Source organism: Amycolatopsis sp. NPDC004368 (genome assembly GCF_053602515.1).
In genome coordinates this window covers 223017-241852 of the sequence record NZ_JBSGDT010000006.1, presented here as the reverse complement: position 1 = coordinate 241852, position 18836 = coordinate 223017, and the positions used below count along the sequence as shown (strand labels likewise).

Below are 18836 nucleotides of genomic sequence, written 5' to 3'. Positions count from 1 at the left end.
TCCGTTAGCGGTGTTCACTGCTTGCTCTCAGTCATCTGGATCACAGCTTCGACGCGTGACGCGAACAGCGGGGTGCCGCCCCGCGACTTCGCGGCTCCCGAACGCCTGGAGTTCGGCTGTTCACTCCGGGCGGGCTGCTCGCGGGCTGAGCTTCGCCGGATCGGTCACCACGGTGAGCTCGGTGATCCGCCCGCCGGCGATCGTGAACGCGAGCAGCGCGACCACCGTGCCGCGCTCGTCGAGGGACACGACGCCGGGGCGCCCGGCCACGAGCACGTCGCGGCCCGTGGCGGCCAGGCCGCCGGACAGCCGCGCGCCGCTCGCGACCTTGGTGGCGCCGAGCACCACGACAACCCCGTCCGGGGTTTCGGCCGTCAGCCGCACGTCGGGGTCGAGGACCTGCAGCAACCGCGTGAAGTCACCGTCGCGAGCCGCCGCCAGGAAGGCCCGGACCACGTCCCGCTGCTCGCGTTCACGGTCCCGAGCGAGCCGCTCGGTCTCCCGCACCTTCCGCCAGGCACGGCTGGCGAGCATCTTCGCCGCGGCCGTGGACTTGCCGAGGATCCGGCCGATCTCCTCGAACGGCACCGCGAACAGGTCGTGCAGCACGAACGCCAGGCGCTCCCCCGGCCCGAGCGCGTCGAGCACCACCAGCAGCGCGAGCCCGACCGAATCGGCCAGCGCGACGTCGTCCTCAGGTCCGTCGAGGAGCACCACCCCGTCCGGCAACCGGTCGTCGGGCCGCGGCCGGGTCTGCCGGGCGCGCAGCACGTCGAGGCTGAGGCGGCCGACCACGGTGGTGAGCCGGCCGCCGAGGTTGTCGATGGCCTGCTCCTGGCGGGACAGCCGCAGCCAGGCGTCCTGCACCACGTCCTCGGCGTCGGCGTGCGACCCGAGCACGCGGTAGGCCACGGCACGCAGCCGTTCGCGCTGGGCTTCGAACGCTCCGCGATCGGGTCGGTCATGGTCGTTACCTTCCTCGTCAGTGCTCCGTCACGGGCGATGACGGGCCCGACCGGGGCGAGGTAACCACCGAACGAGCACGACCATGACAACCACCGCGAACAGCGACGTGATGACGGCGATCGGGCTCCTGACCCGCACGATCCACGCCGGCGGCGTCGACCCGCGCCTGCTCGGGCTCGTGCACCTGCGCGCGAGCCAGATCAACGGCTGCAGCCCCTGCGTGCACGCCGGGGTGGCGGCGGCGAAGAAGCCCGGGGAGACCGACGAGCGGCTGCACAACGTGGCCGCTTGGCGCGACACGCCCTTCTTCACCGACGCGGAACGCGCGGCCCTCGCCCTCACGGAGGCCGCGACCCGGCTGCAGGACGGCGCGGCCGGCGTCACCCCCGAGATCCGCGAGGCCGCCGGCGAGTTCTTCACCGAGGAGCAGCTGTCCGCGCTCACGCTGGAGATCGCGATGACGAACTTCTTCAACCGGGTCAACCGGATCCGCGGGGAGCAAGCCGGCAAGGCCTGGTGAACCCGCTCGTCACTCCGTCGGGGTGATGGGGCGCAGCCGCCGCGGCCCGGTGTCCGGCCGGGTCGGCGGCGGGCCCAGGACCATCCGCGCGTTGGCCACGAAGGCGCCGTCGGGCGAGGCGAGGATCGGGTCGAGCGCCAGCGAGCGCACCTCGGGGTTGTCCTCGGCCAGCGCGGCCACGCGCAGCACCATGTCCTGCAGCGCCGCGAGGTCGGCCGGCTCGTCGCCGCGGTAGCCCGTGAGCAGCGGTGACGTGCGGGGCTCGCGGATGAGCGTCGCGGCGTCGACGTCGGTCACCGGCACCGCACGGTAGGCCCGGTCGCCGAGCAGCGTGCTGACCAGACCGGAGAGCCCGAAGGACACGAGCGTGCCGAACGACGGGTCGTCCTGCAGCCCGATCACGCACGAGATTCCCTTCGCCGCCATGCGTTGCACGTACAGCTCGTTGTCGCCGGAGACCTCGCACAGATCGCGGTAGGCCACGCGCACGGAGTCCTCCGACGTGAGGTCCAGGCGCACGCCCGCGAGATCGGGACGGCCGCGCAGCCGCTCGTCCACCGCCTTGAGGGTGACCGGGTAGCCGAGCTCCGCCGCGGCGGCGACGGCGGCGTCCACATCGGACACCACCCGGAACGGCACGACGTCCACGCCGTAGCAGGCGAGCAGCCGCACCACCTCGTCGTCCGAGAGCATCGTCGACTGGCCGGCGGTCTCGGCGAGCAGCTCGCGCACGATCGACTGCGCCTGCTCCACGTGCAGCCCGGCGGGGCGCACGAGTGTCCCTTGGGGACGCTGGCGCCACGCCGAATACCGCACCACGCGGGACAACGCGGTGACCGCGCGTTCCGGGCTCGGGTACGACGGGATCGAACCCCGCGTCGGCACCCCGTCTTCGCTGAGCACGGCCAGCTCATCGGGCACGCCCTCGGCCGCGAGGAAGGTGGAGACGACCGGTTTCGTGCGCTCGTGCTCCAGCACGGCTTCCTTCAGCGCCCGCGCGTACGCGGTGCCGGGGATGGTGATCGGCGGCGCGAACACGGCGATGAGCGCGTCGGTCTCGGCGGAGTCGAGGGCTTCGCGCACGGCGGCCGCGAACTCGTCGGGCCCGGCCTGCGGACCGATGTCGACCGGGTCGAAGGCGAGGTGCAGCCCCTGCGCCCGCGCGGTGTCGGCGGCCAGCAGCCCGATCGCGCTGGAGTTGCCGACGATCGCGATCCGCGGCCCGGCGGGCAGCGGCTGGTGCGCGAACACCAGCGCCGTGTCGAAGAGCTGCGCGAGCGACTCCACGCGCACGACCCCGGCCTGCTCGAACAGCGCCTGCACGCTCGCTTCGTCGACCTCCGCCGACGTGGCGGCCAGCTGCGGGCGCACGGCGTGGCGGCCCGATTTCACCGCGACGATCGGCTTGCTGCGCGCCAGCCGCCGGGCGAGCCGGGCGAACTTGCGCGGGTTGCCGAAGGACTCGAGGTACAGCAGCACGAGGTCGGTCTCGGGGTCGGTTTCCCAGTACTGCAACAGATCGTTGCCCGAGACGTCGGCGCGGTTGCCGGCCGAGACGAACGTGGACAGGCCGAGGCCGCGCGACCCGGCGTCGGCCAGGATCGCCGTGCCCAGCGCACCCGACTGGCAGAAGAACCCGGTGTGGCCTCGGCGCGGCAGCTGCGGCGCGAGCGTGGCGTTGAGGCGGACGCCGGGCGCGGTGTTGAGCACGCCGAGGGCGTTCGGGCCCACCACGCGCATGCCGTGGGCGCGGGCCTCGCCCACGAGCCGCAGCTCGGCGTGCAGGCCGAGCGGGCCGGACTCGGCGAAGCCGCCGGAAACGATCACCAGTGTCTTCACGCCCTTGGCCAGGCACGCGTCGAGCACGGACTCGACCAGCTCGGCGGGCACCGCAACCAGCGCGAGGTCCACGGGGTCCGGGATGTCGAGCACCGACGCGTACGCACGCACGCCGCGCACCGAGCGGTGCTCGGGGTTGACCGGGAAGACGGTGCCGGTGAAGTCGGCGGTGAGCAGGTTGCGGAAGGCGACGTGGCCGACCTTGCCGTGGTCGGCCGACGCGCCGATCACCGCGACCGAGCGCGGGTGCAGCAGGTTGTGCACGCTGCGCGCCTCGGCCGCCTGCTCGCGCGAGCGCGCGACGGCCAGCGACTCCTCCGTCGGGTCGATGCCGAACTCGAGGTGCAGCACGCCTTCCTCGATGGCACGGCTTACCTGGTACCCGGCATCGCGGAACACGCGCACCATGGGCGCGTTCTCCGCGAGCACCTCGGCGACGAACCGCCGCAGCCCGCTCTCCGACGCGGCGGCGGCCAGGTGTTCCAGCAGGATCGAGCCGAGCCCGCGGCCCTGGTGCTTGTCGTCGACCACGAACGCGACCTCGGCCGAGGGCCCGCCGTCGAGCCGTTCGTAGCGCCCGACGGCCACGATGTCGTCGCCGAGGAGTGCCACGAACGCCACGCGGTCGTGGTGGTCCACAGTGGAGAACCGCTGCAGGTCCCGCGGTGGGATCCGGGGGTAGGCGCCGAAGTAACGCAGGTAGCGCGTGCGCTCGGAAAGCCGGCTGTGGAAGGCCACGAGCCCGTCGGCGTCGCTCGGCACGACCGGGCGCAGGTGCACCGTGCCGCCGTCGGACAGGACGACGTCGGCCTCCCAGTCGCGGGGGTAGTCGTACGGGTCGCGCAGGCCCTTTCCCTCGTCGGTGTCGTCGGCCATGGCGCTCAGTCCCTCGGGTCGTCCGGGTCGAGGCCGTGCAGCGGGAAGACCGCGCGGCGGGTGTCGCGGATGGCGATGTCGACGGGGTCGTCGGCGGCGTCGCCCCACGGCTTGAACGTCGTGTCCCTGTCGTCGGTCATCGCGCGCGGGATCTCGGCGGTCGGCGCGGCCTTGGCGATCGCGGAGACCCAGCCGGCCGGCAGCGGCGTGTCCGGCGCGACGTCGCGGTCGAGCACCGTGGCGATCAGGTGTGTCCACGAGCGCGGCACCACGCGGATCAGCTGGTACCCGCCGCCGCCGACGGCGAGCCAGCGCCCGCCGGTGTGGGTCTCGGCGAGCTCCCGCATGGTCGAGTAGATCGTGCGGTGCCCGTCGACCGAGAGCGACAGGTCGGCCAGCGGGTCTTCCTCGTGCGAGTCGACGCCGCACTGCGTCACGAGGATCTGCGGCTCGAACTCCGCCAGCAGCGAGGGCACCACCGCGTTGAACGCCCGCAGCCACCCGGGATCCCGCGTGTGCGGCGGCAGCGGGATGTTCACCGACGTTCCTTCGGCCTTGCCCCGGCCGATCTCGGCGGAGTAACCGGTGCCGGGCCAGAGCGTGAAGGGGTGCTGGTGCAGCGAGACGGTGAGCACGCGCGGGTCGTCGTAGAAGGCGGTCTGGACGCCGTCGCCGTGGTGCACGTCGGTGTCGAGGTAGGCGATGCGGTCGAAGCCGTGGTCGAGCAGCCAGTCGATGGCGATGGCGCAGTCGTTGTACACGCAGAAGCCGGACGCGTGGTCGCGCATCGCGTGGTGCAGCCCGCCGGCGATGTTGACGGCGCGGGTGACCTCGCCGTCGGCGATCTTGCGCGCCGCGAGCAGCGTGCTGCCCACCACCAGCGCCGACGCTTCGTGCATCCCGCTGAACACCGGGTTGTCCGACGTGCCCAGCCCGTGCCCCACGTCCCACCCGACCAGCGGCGCTTCCCGCACGGCCGCCAGGTACTCGGGCGCGTGGATCCGCAGCAGCTCTTCGTCGCCCGCCGCGGTGGGCACGAGCAGTTCGACGCCGTCGAGCACACCCAGCTCCGTGGCGAGGCGCACCGTGAGCTCCAGCCGGACCGGGTTGAACGGATGCTCCCCACCCAGGTCGTACCCCAGCAGCGCGGCATCCCAGACGACGGCAGGCGAGGACATGCCTCGCACTGTACTGGCCGGGACGCCGTCGAGCCGCGTCCGAGCGCGGCTCGAGCGCGGCTCGAGGGCTGTGGTCTCGGCCGGTCCGGTGGGTTCGCCCGCCGCCGCGGGCGGCATTCGCCGGCGGCGGGTTGCGGTTCCGGCCGGCGGAGTCGCGACTCCAGCCGGCAGGGCTGCGGCCCGGCCTGCGGGTTGCGGCCGCGGCGAGATCGACCGGACCGGGCCCGCCTCGGCGCCAAGCACCGCAGCGGGCGGCAGCCCGGTGCAGTCTGGGGCAGGCCGGTAGCGGCCGCGGCGACGGTGAAGCCGGGTCAGCCGGGCTCGGGACCGGTGGCGGCGGGGCGTTCGGGATCGCGGGACCAGTGCGACCACGAACCCGCGTACAGCGCAGCCGGCTCGGGGTGCCCCGCCACCTCCAGGGCGAGCACGATCGACGAGGCCGTGACGCCGGAGCCGCAGTACGCGCCGACCGGGGTGCCGGCGGCCAGGCCCAGCGAGGCGAAGCGCGCGGCGAGGTCGGCGGGGGTGCGCCAGCGGCCGTCGGCGCCCACGTGCTCGGCCGTGGGCGCGCTGACCGCACCGGGGATGTGCCCGGCGCGCGGGTCGACCGGCTCGGTCTCGCCGGTGTAGCGGGCGTGGGCGCGCGCGTCGAGCAGCACTCCCTCGCGGGCGCGGGCGGCGGCTTCGTCGGCCGTGAGCACCGGCATGCCGCCCGGGCGCACCTCGAAGTCGCCGGGTTCGGGCGTGGGGACGTCGGTGGTCGTGGGCCGGCCTTCGGCGAGCCACGCTGCGTAACCGCCGTCGAGCACGGCGACGTCGGTGTGCCCGGCCCAGCGCAGCAGCCACCAGGCTCGGGCGGCGACGGACCCGTCGGCGTCGTCGTACACGACCACCGGCCGGGTGGCGCGCACGCCGGCTTCGCGCAGCTCACGCTGCAGATCGGCGGGGTCGGGCAGCGGGTGGCGGCCACCGTCGCCGGGAGGCGCGGCCAGCGCCGTGTCGAGGTCCACGAACACCGCACCGGGCACGTGACCCTCGCGGTAGGACTCGGCGGCGGGCGGCCCGGCCAGACGCCAGCGGACGTCCAGCACCACGGGCCGCCGCTCGTCGGGCAGGGCGGCGAACTCGGCGGGGGTGATCAACGGTCCCATGTGCCCCATCCTGCAGGTCCGGGTGCCCGGCGCGCACCTCGGCCGGACTTTTCAGCTCAGGTGGCTTGTTATGTCGGCGCGTGCCGTCGCTGTCGGGGTCAACGACTACGATGAGCTACGCGGACGAAGGGGACAGCGTGAACGATCTCATCGACACCACCGAGATGTACTTGCGTACGATCTATGAGCTCGAAGAAGAGGGTGTCGTCCCGCTGCGGGCGCGGATCGCGGAGCGCCTGCAGCAGAGCGGGCCCACCGTGAGCCAGACCGTGGCGCGCATGGAACGCGACGGGCTGGTGGTCGTCGCCGACGACCGGCACCTGCAGCTGACCGACCACGGGCGTGAGCTGGCCATCGCCGTCATGCGCAAGCACCGCCTCGCCGAGCGCCTCCTCGTCGACGTCATCGGGCTCGAGTGGGAGCACGTGCACACCGAGGCGTGCCGCTGGGAGCACGTGATGAGCGAGGCCGTCGAGCGCAAGCTGGTGAAGCTGCTCGACCACCCGACGACCTCGCCGTACGGCAACCCGATCCCGGGCCTCGACAAGCTCGGCGACGGCGACCCCGCCCCGCCCGCCGAATCCGACCTCGTGCGCCTCGACGAGTTCGCCCGCACCGGCGGCGGCGACGTCGTGGTGCGGCGCATCGCCGAGCACGTGCAGCTCGACGAGTCGCTGCTCACCGAGCTCAAGTCCGTCGGCATCGTGCCGGGCGGCCGCGTCACCGTCGGCAAGGCCAACGGCGGCACCGTGACCATCGAGGTCACCGGCAGCGACTCCTCGGCTCAGGTCTCCACCTCGGCACTGCACGCCGTGCTGGCGCAGGCCAGGTGAGCCCCGCCGAGGACGCCGCCGGCGCGTTCCGGCGGATCCACGGCCGGGCCCCCGCCGGGGTCTGGTCGGCTCCCGGTCGGGTGAACCTGATCGGCGAGCACACCGATTACAACGACGGCTTCGTGCTGCCCTTCGCACTGCCCCACCGGCTCGCCGTGGCCGCCTCGCCCCGCGACGACGGCAACCTGAACGTCGCCACCCTCGGCGACGACGGCCAGCTGCAGTACTCCGGCCTCCTCGACATCGCGTCCCTCGCACCGGGCTCGGTCGAGGGTTGGGCCGCCTACCCCGCGGGCGTCGCCTGGGTGCTGCGCGACCACGGCCACTCCGCGGGCGCCGACCTGGTCATCGCCGGTGACGTCCCCTCCGGCGCGGGTCTGTCCTCGTCCCACGCCCTCGAGTGCGCCGTCACGCTCGCGCTGCTCGGCCTCGCCGGCGTCGAACTCGACGACGGCGAGCCCGCCACCCCCGCCCGCCCGGAGATCGCCCGCTGGGTGCAGCGCTCCGAAAACGACTTCGTGGGCGCCCCCACCGGCCTGCTCGACCAGACGGCCTCGCTGTGCTGCCAGGAGTCGTGCGTGCTGTTCCTCGACGTCCGCTCGGGCGAGATGGAGCAGGTCCCGTTCCCACTGGCCGAAGCCGGCGTGCGCGTGCTGATCATGGACACGCGCACCAAGCACTCCCACGCCGAAGGCGGCTACGGCGAGCGTCGCCGGGGCACGGAGCGCGCCGCGGAGCTGCTGGGTGTGAAGGCCCTGCGCGACGTCACGCTCGAAGGCCTCGACGCCGCCCTCGCCCAGCTGCCCGCCGACCTCGCGCCGCTCGTGCGCCACGTGGTCACCGAGAACCAGCGCGTGCTCGACGTCGTGGCGCTGCTGCGCGAAGGCCGCCTCACCGACATCGGCCCGCACCTGGACGCCTCCCACGCCAGCATGCGCGACGACTACCGCATCTCCACCTCCGAACTCGACCTCGCGGTCGACTCGGCCCGCGCCGCCGGTGCCCTCGGCGCCCGCATGACCGGCGGCGGCTTCGGCGGCTCGGCCATCGCGCTGGTGCGCGAGGCGGACCTGGAGCACGTGCGCGCGGCCGTCGAAGAGGCTTTCGAGGCCGCCGGCCTCCGCCGCCCCCGCACCTTCACCGCGGTCCCCTCCCGCGGCGCGGGCCGCGACTGACCCTGGGGTTTCGCCGCTGCCCCCGCGACTTCGGTCCCGGGGGCAGCGGTGTGTCCGGGCACCGGGTCACCCCCGGGCGGTCGGGGAAGGCGCGGTGAGGGGAGACTGTGGCGCACAGTCACCGCCCACCACAGGAAGGCCACACCGTGACGGACCCGCAGAGCCCGATGAAACTGATCGTCACGGGGGGCGCCGGCTACGTGGGCGGCGTGTGCGCCGCGCGGCTCATCGAGGCCGGGCACCAGGTCACGGTCGTGGACGACCTGTCCACCGGCCACGCCGACGCCGTGCACCCCGACGCCCGCTTCATCGAGGGCGACGCCGCCGCCGTCGCCGCCGACATCCTCGGCGAAGGCTTCGACGGCGTGCTGCACTTCGCCGCGAAGTCGCTCGTCGGCGAGTCGATGACGGACCCGGCGAAGTACTGGGAAGGCAACGTCGTCACCTCCCTGCGCCTGCTGGAGGCCATGAAGGCCCACGGCACGCCGCGCCTGGTGTTCTCCTCCACCGCGGCCACCTACGGCGAGCCCGACTCGTCGCCGATCCCGGAGACCGCGCCGACGCAGCCGACCAACACCTACGGCGCGTCCAAGCTCGCGATCGACCACGCCATCACGAGCTTCGCCCGCGCCCACGGCATCGCCGCGGTGAGCCTGCGCTACTTCAACGTCGCCGGCGCCTACCACGCCTTCGGCGAGCGCCACACCACCGAAACCCACCTCATCCCCCTCGTGCTCCAGGTCGCCACCGGCGACCGCACCCACATCTCCATCTACGGCGACGACTACCCCACGCCCGACCACACCGCCGTGCGCGACTACATCCACGTCGTCGACCTCGCCGACGCCCACCAGCTCGCCCTCCGCCACGCGACCCCCGGCGAGCACCGCATCTACAACCTCGGCAGCGGCACCGGGTTCTCCGTGCTGGAGGTTGTGGAGGCCTGCCGCCGCGTGACGGGCCACCCGATCCCCGCGCAGGTCGCCCCGCGCCGCGCCGGCGACCCGTCGGTCCTCGTGGCGTCGAGCGAGAAGGCCGGCCGGGAACTCGGCTGGAAGCCCGAGCGCACCGACCTCGCCGGCATCGTGTCGGACGCGTGGCAGTTCACGCAGTCACGCCGCGGCTGAGTCGTCTCCTTTCCTCCGGCGGGTCCAGGTTCTGGGCCCGCCGGATTTTGTTTTTGTGGCAACGTTTTCGGTGGTCGGGCCCGGCGATGGGAGGGCCGTTCCCGGGCGGGAAGCTCCGTCTGCAGCGGCAATTGACCGCAGCGGCCAAAGAGGCGCAACGCTCGTGGACAGCTGCGACCGGTCACGTTCCTCCCGCCGCATGCCGTCGAGGCCGGGCCATGCTCTCCGGCCCTCGGCTGAACAGGCCACGACGAGTCGGGAAGCCATGCCCCAGTCTTCTGATCACCGCGGCCGCCGGGCACGACTCCCCTCCGACGACCGCGGCCGACACATTCCTCCCGCCACACCGCCAACGCTCCCCCGCCCCTCGGCTGCCCGGGCCACATCGAGCCGGGAAGCCATGCCCGCCAGTCCTCCACCTCAGCCACCAGCGGGCCCGGCTCCCCGGAGGGCCGAGGCCGGATACCGCTCTCGGCGACACCGCGCCGAGAGCGGCCTACCCTCCCCGCCCCCTCTGAACGGCCACGTCGAGCCCGAGGCAATGCCCGCGCTCTCCGCGCAGCGGCGCACAATCCGCCCGGAAAGGCCAGACACGCTCCGCCACCCGACGGCCGTGCCTGTCCACCGAGGTTGAAGCGGTGAGGCCGCGCACCGAGGCTCACGTTTCCGGGCCGCGGTCCTCCTGACCGAGTTCCGGGACGGACAGGCCCAGATCGACGGCATCCGGAACCGAGGCCAGGCCACGGAGTTTCGTCGGGTCGGTGCCGAGGTTCCAGACCGCGCGCAGCAGCTGGGCCAGGGTGTGCTCGGGGTCTGCTTCGAGGGCGTTGGCGAGGGCCATGCCGGCGAGGGCGCCCTCGTTGCGCATCAGCGCGGCGTAGCCGGCGATGGCGGCGGCATGCGCGCGGTGGGGCGCCGGGAGTTCACGCACGAGTTCCAGCCACAGGCCCAACGCGACGACGGCGACCGGCGAGTCGGGTGGCACCGCGGTGGCGAGGCAGGCGTCGCGGATTTTCGGGAGGGCCAGGGCGCGGGCGAGGCGGACGGCCTGGTCGTCGGTGGGTGGACCCTCGCCCCGGCGGTGGCGGAAGAAGGCAGCGCGCACGTCGGCGGCCGCGGCCAGGAGGTCGGGTTCCGCGGACGAATCAGCGCGGGCGAGCAACGCGCGGCGACGGGCCCGGACCGAAGCCGAGCGGGGGCGCAGGAGCGCGAGGACGTCGTCGCGGCTGGGGAAGGTGATGAAGCCGGCCTGGGTCATCGTCGCGGCCATCACGGTGTCACGCGGGTCGGGCAGGCGGCCGCCGCACGTGGGTTCGCGGTAGCACGCCCACGGTGCCCCGGCGGTGATCTCCGGTGTCCACAGTGGATGCATCAGGGGCAGGCCGTACTCCTTGAGCGCCCGCGCGACTTCCGCGGCGAACGCGGCGTGCGGCGGATCGCCACCCGATCCGTCGCGGCCGCCGACGATGACCATCGTGACGCCGGTGTGGTCGTCCACGCGGAAGCGCGGCACGAGGGCATCCGCCTGGTAGGCAAGGAGATCCCGGGGTGGCAAGTCCGCGCGCAGGAGCAGGCCGATCTTAGTGCCGGGCGGGCGGTGCCCGAGCAGCACGACGGAATCGGCCGGGGTGAAGCCGAGGAGGTACGGGAGCGCCGCGATGAGCTGCGCCGGGTCGGTGAGGAGGGTCCGGGCCGTGCCGGGTGGGGTCGAGGTGGTCACGGGGTCCACTGTGCGGCGGGAAACGGCCGGGTGGGAGGCGGTGCGGGAATCTGTGGACAAGTGGCCGGGTTGTGGAAAACCCGGCCCGGCCGCGGTGGCCGGACCGGGTTTGTGTCGGTGTCGTGTGCTAGGCGATCAACACCCGCTCAAGCCCGCTCGGCACGCGCTCAACACCCCGTCAACCGCAGTGCTCGAACCCGCTCGTGTAAGTGGCCGAACCCACCGAACCTCCCCACTTCACGCAGGTCGCGCCCGCAGTCTTCTTCACCGGACCCGCGTAGTAGGTGAAGTTGCCGGAGTCCGTCACCCGCGCCTGTCCCTGCACCTCCAGGAAGGCCGACGTCGCACTGGCGGTGCCCAGCGACACGGACTTCAACGTGGTCACGCAGTTGGCCTTCGTCGAGGCGTTGTACAGCAGGTACGTGCTACCCGAGGTGCCCAGCGCCTGCTGGTCGATCACCGAGAACCCGGACCCGCACACCTCCGTGGCCGAGTAGGGGTTGCCGCCGCAGTTGTTCTTGCTGGTGAAGTCCTTCTTGCCGTAGTAGACGGCCGCGACGCCGTTGAGGACGGCCTTCTGCGTCACGCCGTTCAGGTTCTCCTCGAAGTGCAGATGCGGTCCCGTCACGCCGCCGGTGGCGCCGGCCTTGCCGATCTCCGCGCCCTGGGTCACCTTCTGCCCCACTGACACCTCCTGCACGGACAGGTGCGCGTAGCGGGTCCGCCAGCCGCCCCCGTGGTCGAGCTCGATCCAGCGGCCGTAGCTGGTGCTGCCCTCGTTCTCGACGCGCGTGACCGTGCCGGCCACCGACGCGACCACCGGCATGCCGGTGATCCCGGACTTCTGGAAGTCGACGGAGTTGGCGGGGTTGTGCCCGCTGAACGTCGCGGCCGTCACGGTGACCCCGCACTTGAACGGCACCTGGAAGTTCGGCGCGGCGGACGCGGGTGCCTGAGCGGCGAACGTGAGACCGAGCGCGGGCAACACCGCGGCAGCGGCGAACACGGCGAGCCGTCGCAACCTGGACATGGTGCGTACCTCCCTGTTGGGGCGTTGATGACGGGCACCAGGAAAGCGACGCGGGGTACATTTTGCGTACATGCCGGGCGAACCACCTGGTAGCAGCAGGTGTCGGGACCTCGAACAACGAGTCCCGGCGACGGCCGGGCGGAGCCCCGTCGCCCCGGAACCGCCGTACATTCTCCCTACGAGCACCAGGGAGGATCATGACGACGACGAACCGCCGGCCGCACGGCGCACCCGACTGGGTGCGGTGGGGGTTCGTGGCGTTCCCGTTGATCATCTCGATCCCGTACCTCACGGGGTGGTGGTCGTGGGTGCTGTTCGGTGTCACGCTGGTGGCGTCGGCGCCGTTCCTGCCGCTGACGGTGGCCGCGAAGCCCGCCTGGGTGCTGCCGGCGGCGATGCCGGTGGTGGTCATGGCGTCGGGGGCGCTGTGGGTGCTCGAGCCGAACAGCTGGATGTCGGTCGCGATGTTCAGCACGACGTTCTACACGCTGCGCGCGTTCGGCCGCGCGCTCTCCGCTGTGGTGCTGGTGGCGAGCGGCGGCGCCATCGCCGCGTGGTCCGTGGTGCACCGGCTCGACTGGCTCAACGCGCTCGCGCTGGTCGCCATCCTCGTCGTGATGATCCTGCTCGCCGCGAGCCGGCGGGACCGCGCGGCACGGCTGGAGCAGACGGAGCTCGCGCTGGCCCGGGCGCAGACCGCCACCGAGGAGCACGCGCGGGCCGCCGCGCTGGCCGAACGCGCGCGGATCGCCCGCGAGGTGCACGACGTCCTCGCCCATTCCCTCGCCGGCCTCGCGCTCAACCTGCAGGGCGCCCGTCTCATGCTCGTGCGCGACGAAGCCAGCCCCGACGCCGTCGCCCAGATCGAACGCGCGCAGAAGCTCGCGTCCGACGGGCTGTCCGAGGCGCGCAAGGCCGTCGCGGCGCTGCGGGAGGACGCGGTGCCCGCCGAGCGCGCCGTCGCCGACCTGCTCGCCGCCTACCGCCTCGACACCGGCGCGCGAGCCGATCTCCTCGTGCGCGGCGAGTCACGGGACCTCGACGCCGGCGTGACCACGGCGCTCGTGCGCGCCGTGCAGGAGGCGCTGGCCAACACGCGCAAGCACGCGCCGGGTGCGGAGGTCGACGTCACGCTCGCGTTCACGGCGACCGGTGCCGAGCTGACCGTGCTCGACCACCAGGGCCGCCGCCCGCCGGACGCGCCCGCGCCGGGATACGGTTTGCGGGGCATGGCCGAGCGGGTCGCGCTGCTCGAGGGAACGCTGGACAGCGGGCCGGGAGAGGACGGATGGCGGATTCACTTGACGGTGCCGGCGTGAACCTGCGGGTGGTGCTGGCCGACGACCAGGCCGTGGTGCGCGAGGGCCTCGTGACGCTGCTGGGCCTGCTGCCCGGCGTCGAGGTGGTGGGCGCGGCCGCCGACGGCGACGCCGCGCTGGAGCTCGTCGCCGAGCACCACCCGGACGTGCTGCTGGTCGACCTGCGCATGCCCCGCCGCGACGGCGTCTCCACGACGGAGGCCGTGCGCGAGCGTTACCCCTCCACGGAAGTCGTCGTCCTCACCACCTACACCGACGACGAGTCGCTGCTCGGCGCCCTGCGCGCCGGCGCCCGCGGCTTCCTCACGAAGGACGCCGACGCCGACGCCATCGCGCGGGCCCTGCGCTCCGCCGCGGCGGGACAGTCCACAGTGGATGGTGAGCTGCAACGCCGCCTCGTGGACGCCGCCACGCGCCGCGCTCCCGTGCGCGCCCAGGAGGTCGAAGGCCTGACCGCCCGCGAGATCGAGGTGCTGCGCCTCATCGCGGCGGGCCTGTCCAACACGGAGATCGCGCGGGAGCTCGTGGTCAGCGAAGCCACCGTGAAAACGCACGTGAACCACCTGTTCTCGAAGGCCGGCCTGCGCGACCGGGCGCAGGCGGTGGCGTTCGCTTATCGGGCGGGGATCGCGGACTAGGGCCGCACGGCCTCGACGTACGGCCGCAGCGCGTCCGCGAAAGCCCCGTCCGGCACGGAGTCGGGGACGACCGTGTCGCCCGGCGTGCCGACGGGGATCGACGCGGGGCACAGCTGGTCGATCCGGGTGTGGGAGCCGTCGCTGTCGAGCTCGAAGGTGCCGACGAGCACGGCCGTCGTGGCCTCGCGGACCTCGTAGCGGTAGCGGACGTGGACGAGGTCCAGCGCGGTGGGGCCCGGGGCCGGTGTACTTCGCGCCGTCCCGGTCGTACGGCGCCGGGGCGGTCGCGTCACACGGGTTGTCGGCCGGCGGCTCGTCGGACGAGCAGGCCGACAACCCGGCTACGGCAACCATGATCGCGACCACGAGACTCCCGGACCTCCGCATGGTCGTGATTGTCCAGCATCGGCAAGCAGGGCCGGACCGATTCACCGGGTGGTGGCGATGGCGCGGTCGGTGGACAAGTCGGCCGCGATCACCACGTCTGCCCGGAGGTCGCTCAGAACCCCAGCGCCGCCTTCCCGCCGGTCACCGGCAGCGTCAACGACGTCCGCGTGAGGTCCAGTGACAGACCCGCCCCGGGGCGAGGCCGCAGGGTGTAGTCGTGGTCGCTGGAGGCCACGAGGAGTTCCAGGCGGTGCCCGGCGGCCAGGATGTAGTCCTTCGGCATCAGCGAAACACCGATGCGGTAGGAGACCCCGGGCTGGACCGGCGTGGTCACCGAAGGCGAAACGCGGTTCTGCGGGTCCGTCCAGCCGCGGGTGATCACGAAGGACTTGCCGTCCGGCCCCCGGTCGAGCAAGGCCACCGTGACGTTGGCCGCGGGCCGGTCGAAGGACAGCCGCAGGTCGGCGCGCGCGGTGCCCGAGAGGCGCAGCGGGGACTTCACCGCGGGAGTGGCATACAGCAACCGGTTGCCCGACGAAGCAGCATCGGCGAGCTGCTGCACGGTTTTCGAGGCGTCGTCGGCCAATGATTCCACGGTGGGGCGGCCCGGGACGGCGACCGCGGACAGCGTGCCCTTCGCACGGCCACCCGGCCACGGGTACACCTTCACGTCGGACGTCGAACGCGCGGGCCAGTCGGGCTCGTCGTCCCAGGACTTGTCCTCACGCTGGATCGTGGCCTTCGGCTCGCGTTCGATGCCGTTGTCGACGCCGTACAGGTAATGCGAAAGCCACTTGTTCAGCGTCACGAGCCACACGTCGCGGCGCAGCGACAGCGGGTCGGCGTGGCCCGACTGGTGGAGCCAGATCTTGTGCTCGACCCCGTGCGCCTTCAGGGCTTCGTACCACGTGGCGACCTGGTCGGTCTTCACGTTCCAGTCGTTGAGCCCGTGTACGGCGAGCACGGAAGCGTGCACCTTGCCGACGTCGTTGCGGTAGTTGCGCACGTCCCAGAACGGCCCGTAGTCCCCGGTCACGCGGTCCTGCGCGGTGGTCAGCGCGTCGATCACCGGGCGGCAGATCTGCCGGTCGGCGCGGGTGTAGACGTACTCGGCGAGCACGTCCGCGTCCTCGCCCTGGAAGCCGCCGGCAGCGACGACCGCGCCGTCGTTGCGGTAGTACTCGTACCAGTTCGAGATCGCGGCGATCGGCACGATCGTTTCGAGGCCCTCAACGCCGGTACTCGCCACGGCGTTGGGCAGGGTTCCGTTGTAGGACACGCCCATCATGCCCGTGTGCCCGGTGCTCCAGCTCGCCGTCACGGCCGCGCCGGCCTCGTCGTGAGCCACCGCGCGACCGCCCAGCCAGTCGACCACCGAACGGGCGCCGATGGTCTCGTTCACGTCGCCGGTGGTCGGACAGCCCGTGGACAGGCCCGTGCCCAGCGATTCGCCGTACACCACGGCGAACCCGCGCGCGGTGAAGTAGTCCTGGTAGCTCCAGCGGATCGGCGGCGCCGCGTGGGGGCCGCCGACACCGACAGCCGCGGTCCGCCCGGAGTCGGGCACCGACAGCTCGACGTCGACGTTGTGGTTCGCGATGTCGTTGCCGCCCGCGAAGTACGGGCTGGCCTCGTAGACCACCGGCACCTTCATCCCGGCCTCGGTCGCGCGTGGTCGCACCACCTGTGCGTGAACGAGGTCGTCGCGGCCGTCGTGGTCGCTGTCCACCGGTGCGGTGACCCAGACGTCCTCGCGCACCACGTCGGCCGGGTCGAACACCGGCTGCGCCTGCCCGTCGGCGAACACCGGCGTGGGCGGCGGGTCCGCCTGCGCCACACCGGTTCCCAGCGGAAGCACGAGCACAGCAGCCAGCACAGCGGCGATCCGAGCAGCTCCCACCAGAACCCCCAAGCCGGACGAAGCGGGCGAGCACCCTCGACACTTCCGGCAACCGCGGCCGCCGTCAACCGACTAACGTCGGGGGCATGGATGCTCCGATCGTCGCCGTCACCGTCTACCCGCAGCACGCGCGGATCACGCGCCGCGGCCGCGTGGACCCGGCCGAAGGCAACCGCGTGCGCATCGGCGGCCTGCCGCTGGCGCTCGACGCGGAATCGGTGCGCGTCACGGGAACCGGCGCCGCGCTGATCACCGGCGTCGACGTCGGTTACGACCAGCACGCCGGCCCGGCCGACCCCGCGCTCGCCGCCCTCGTCGAGCAGCGCCGTATGGACCAGGCCGCGATCGACGCCGTCGCCGACGACGAAGCAGCCGAAGCAGCGAAGGTCGAGTTGCTGAGCGGGGTCGCGAAACGCAGCGGGGCGAGCTTCGCGAAGGCGCTCGCGTCGGGTGTCGCCGGCCCCTCGCGCGTCGAGGAGGTCACCGAGGCGCTCGGCGGCCAGCTCGCCGCCGCGCTGCGCACCCGCCGGGCGCTCACCGAACGCCTCGAACTGATGCGTGCGGATTTCGAAGCACTGGAACGGAAGATCGCGAGCCACAGTGCTCAGTCCGAACAGGACAGTGCCACGGTCACCGTCGACCTCGAACGCCGGGACGACACGGCGGAACTCGAGCTCGAACTGTCCTATGTGGTCCCCGGCGCCACGTGGGAGCCGGGTTACGACGTGCGGGTGCGCGACACGGCCGTCACCGTGACCTCCTACGGCCTGGTCAGCCAGCACACCGGCGAGGACTGGCCCGAGTGCGAGCTCGCCCTGTCCACGGCCCGGCCGGCGAGCACCGTCGTGGTGCCCGAGCTCGACCCGTGGTTCCTCGACCGCGCGCAGCCCGCGCCGCCGGCCCGGCCGATGGCCGCGTTCGGCGCGGCCATGCCCGCGCCCGGTGGTCCAGCGCGAGCGAAAGCCGCGTCCCTGAGCCGCGTCGCCCCGGCGTTCGCCGAGGTCGAACAGGGCACCACCGCGGTCACCCACCGCCCGACGCGCCCGGTCGCCGTGCCGTCGGGCGCGCAGGGCCACCGGACCACGCTGGCGCAGCTTGACCTCACGGCCGAGCTGGGTTACGTGACCGCGCCCGTGCGGGCGACCGAGGCGTACCTGCGCGCGACCGTCGTCAACACCGGCGAGCACACCCTGCGGGCCGGGCGCGCGTCGGTCTTCCACGACACCGAGTTCGTGGGCACCACCCGGCTGGACGGGTGGGCGCCGGGTGAGGAGCTCGAACTCGCCCTCGGCGTCGACGACCGCATCCGCGTCGAACGCGAGCTCGTCCGGCGCACGGCGGGCAAGGCCACGCTGTCGGGCCAGCGCCGCCGCGAAGCCGAATACCGCACCACGGTGACCAACCACAGCCCGCGCGAAGCCGTGGTCACGGTGCTCGACCAGGCGCCCGTTTCGCGCGACGACGCCATCACGGTGCGGGACGTGCGCGCCACCCCCGACCCCGCCGAGACCACCGACCTCGGCGAGTTCACGTGGCGGCTCACGCTCGCGCCCGGTGCGACCGGCACGATCACGCTCGCCTACCGCGTGGACGTCGCCAAGGGGGTCGAGCTCAGCGGCTGGCGGGAGTGAAAGCCCGGCAAAAGCCCAGCTCTGGGAAAGCTCAGCCCCTGGAAAGCTCAGCCCCTGGAAAGCTCAGCCCTGCGAGATGTAGGCCTCGAGCTGCTCCTGGCTCTTCTCGAGCATCTCGATCCGCGACTTCACCACGTCACCGATGCTCACGATGCCGGCGAGCCGGCCGTCGTCGAGCACGGGCACGTGCCGGATCCTGCGCTCGGTCATCAGCACGCTCAGCGCGTCGACCGAGTCCTCGGGGCCGGCGCTGGCCACCAGCTTCGTCATGATGTCCGCGACGGGGCCGTCGAGGACCGTGGGGCCGTGCTCGTTGAGCCGGCGCACCACGTCGCGTTCGGACACGATCCCCGCGATGCCGCCTTCTGGTGTCACCACCACCATGGCACCGACGTTGTGGCGAGCGAGCCCGGCGAGCAGTTCGGTCACCGTGGTCCCCGGAGCCACCGTGGCGACAGCGGCGCCTTTGGTCCGGAGCAGATCCGCGATCCGCATGGTGTTCCCCTCTCCTCGTCGAGTTGGGTCACACCAGGTTAGGGGCAGGGT

Annotated in this window: 16 protein-coding genes; 7 read left to right on the top strand and 9 right to left on the bottom strand. The window is 72.8% G+C overall.

Annotation, left to right across the window (positions count from 1 at the left end):
• Positions 1 to 120: 120 nt before the first annotated feature.
• On the bottom strand, positions 121 to 912 hold the full coding sequence (locus tag ACWEOE_RS12780; protein WP_452007659.1) for a sigma factor-like helix-turn-helix DNA-binding protein: 792 nt from the start codon (positions 910 to 912) through the stop codon (positions 121 to 123).
• Positions 913 to 1048: 136 nt separating this feature from the next.
• On the opposite strand from ACWEOE_RS12780, the gene ACWEOE_RS12775 reads away from it, so the two are divergent.
• A complete protein-coding gene (locus ACWEOE_RS12775) occupies positions 1049 to 1486 on the top strand; it encodes a carboxymuconolactone decarboxylase family protein (RefSeq protein ID WP_452007658.1) in 438 nt (145 codons plus the stop codon).
• 9 nt (positions 1487 to 1495) lie between these two features.
• Here ACWEOE_RS12775 and ACWEOE_RS12770 read toward each other — a convergent pair whose 3' ends face one another.
• The 3 genes from ACWEOE_RS12770 to ACWEOE_RS12760 all read right to left on the bottom strand — a co-directional run bounded on the left by ACWEOE_RS12770 (position 1496) and on the right by ACWEOE_RS12760 (position 6530).
• Positions 1496 to 4201, bottom strand: a complete 2706-nt coding sequence (locus ACWEOE_RS12770) for a bifunctional acetate--CoA ligase family protein/GNAT family N-acetyltransferase (protein WP_452007656.1) — start codon at positions 4199 to 4201, stop codon at positions 1496 to 1498.
• 5 nt (positions 4202 to 4206) lie between these two features.
• A complete protein-coding gene (locus ACWEOE_RS12765; RefSeq protein ID WP_452007655.1) occupies positions 4207 to 5379 on the bottom strand; it encodes an acetoin utilization protein AcuC in 1173 nt (390 codons plus the stop codon).
• 311 nt (positions 5380 to 5690) lie between these two features.
• Entirely contained in the window at positions 5691 to 6530 is an 840-nt protein-coding gene (locus ACWEOE_RS12760; protein ID WP_452007653.1) for a sulfurtransferase, read from the bottom strand.
• A gap of 110 nt (positions 6531 to 6640) precedes the next feature.
• Here ACWEOE_RS12760 and ACWEOE_RS12755 point away from each other — a divergent pair, with 110 nt between their 5' ends.
• The 3 genes from ACWEOE_RS12755 (at position 6641) to galE (ending at position 9665) form a co-directional block, all read left to right on the top strand.
• On the top strand, positions 6641 to 7363 hold the full coding sequence (locus ACWEOE_RS12755) for a metal-dependent transcriptional regulator (RefSeq protein ID WP_304504291.1): 723 nt from the start codon (positions 6641 to 6643) through the stop codon (positions 7361 to 7363).
• Positions 7360 to 8538, top strand: coding sequence for a galactokinase (gene galK, locus ACWEOE_RS12750; RefSeq protein WP_452007651.1), 1179 nt, complete (start codon positions 7360 to 7362; stop codon positions 8536 to 8538). Before ACWEOE_RS12755 ends, galK begins: the two co-directional genes overlap by 4 nt.
• A gap of 167 nt (positions 8539 to 8705) precedes the next feature.
• On the top strand, positions 8706 to 9665 hold the full coding sequence (gene galE, locus ACWEOE_RS12745) for a UDP-glucose 4-epimerase GalE (RefSeq protein WP_452007703.1): 960 nt from the start codon (positions 8706 to 8708) through the stop codon (positions 9663 to 9665).
• A 658-nt stretch (positions 9666 to 10323) separates the two neighbouring features.
• Here galE and ACWEOE_RS12740 read toward each other — a convergent pair.
• Both ACWEOE_RS12740 and ACWEOE_RS12735 read right to left on the bottom strand, forming a co-directional pair.
• Positions 10324 to 11385: a DUF4192 domain-containing protein gene (locus ACWEOE_RS12740; RefSeq protein ID WP_452007649.1), complete on the bottom strand. Its 1062-nt coding sequence runs from the start codon at positions 11383 to 11385 to the stop codon at positions 10324 to 10326.
• A 178-nt stretch (positions 11386 to 11563) separates the two neighbouring features.
• Entirely contained in the window at positions 11564 to 12415 is an 852-nt protein-coding gene (locus tag ACWEOE_RS12735) for a M23 family metallopeptidase (protein ID WP_452007647.1), read from the bottom strand.
• A 197-nt stretch (positions 12416 to 12612) separates the two neighbouring features.
• Here ACWEOE_RS12735 and ACWEOE_RS12730 point away from each other — a divergent pair, with 197 nt between their 5' ends.
• The gene (locus tag ACWEOE_RS12730) at positions 12613 to 13734 is read left to right on the top strand and encodes a sensor histidine kinase (protein ID WP_452007645.1); all 1122 of its coding nucleotides are present in this window, start codon (positions 12613 to 12615) and stop codon (positions 13732 to 13734) included.
• Positions 13731 to 14372, top strand: coding sequence for a response regulator (locus tag ACWEOE_RS12725; protein WP_452007702.1), 642 nt, complete (start codon positions 13731 to 13733; stop codon positions 14370 to 14372). The genes ACWEOE_RS12730 and ACWEOE_RS12725 overlap by 4 nt, the downstream gene beginning before the upstream one ends.
• Here the strand turns inward: ACWEOE_RS12725 and ACWEOE_RS12720 are convergent.
• Together ACWEOE_RS12720 and ACWEOE_RS12715 are read right to left on the bottom strand one after the other, a co-directional pair.
• A complete protein-coding gene (locus ACWEOE_RS12720) occupies positions 14369 to 14665 on the bottom strand; it encodes a hypothetical protein (protein WP_452007643.1) in 297 nt (98 codons plus the stop codon). The genes ACWEOE_RS12725 and ACWEOE_RS12720 overlap by 4 nt on opposite strands.
• A gap of 206 nt (positions 14666 to 14871) precedes the next feature.
• Positions 14872 to 16659, bottom strand: coding sequence for a Xaa-Pro dipeptidyl-peptidase (locus ACWEOE_RS12715; protein ID WP_452007641.1), 1788 nt, complete (start codon positions 16657 to 16659; stop codon positions 14872 to 14874).
• A gap of 86 nt (positions 16660 to 16745) precedes the next feature.
• On the opposite strand from ACWEOE_RS12715, the gene ACWEOE_RS12710 reads away from it, so the two are divergent.
• Entirely contained in the window at positions 16746 to 18290 is a 1545-nt protein-coding gene (locus ACWEOE_RS12710) for a DUF4139 domain-containing protein (protein WP_452007639.1), read from the top strand.
• Between the two features lie 63 nt (positions 18291 to 18353).
• Here ACWEOE_RS12710 and ACWEOE_RS12705 read toward each other — a convergent pair whose 3' ends face one another.
• Positions 18354 to 18785 (bottom strand): CBS domain-containing protein, encoded by a 432-nt coding sequence (locus tag ACWEOE_RS12705; RefSeq protein ID WP_452007637.1) that lies wholly within the window; start codon positions 18783 to 18785, stop codon positions 18354 to 18356.
• Positions 18786 to 18836 lie beyond the last annotated feature (51 nt).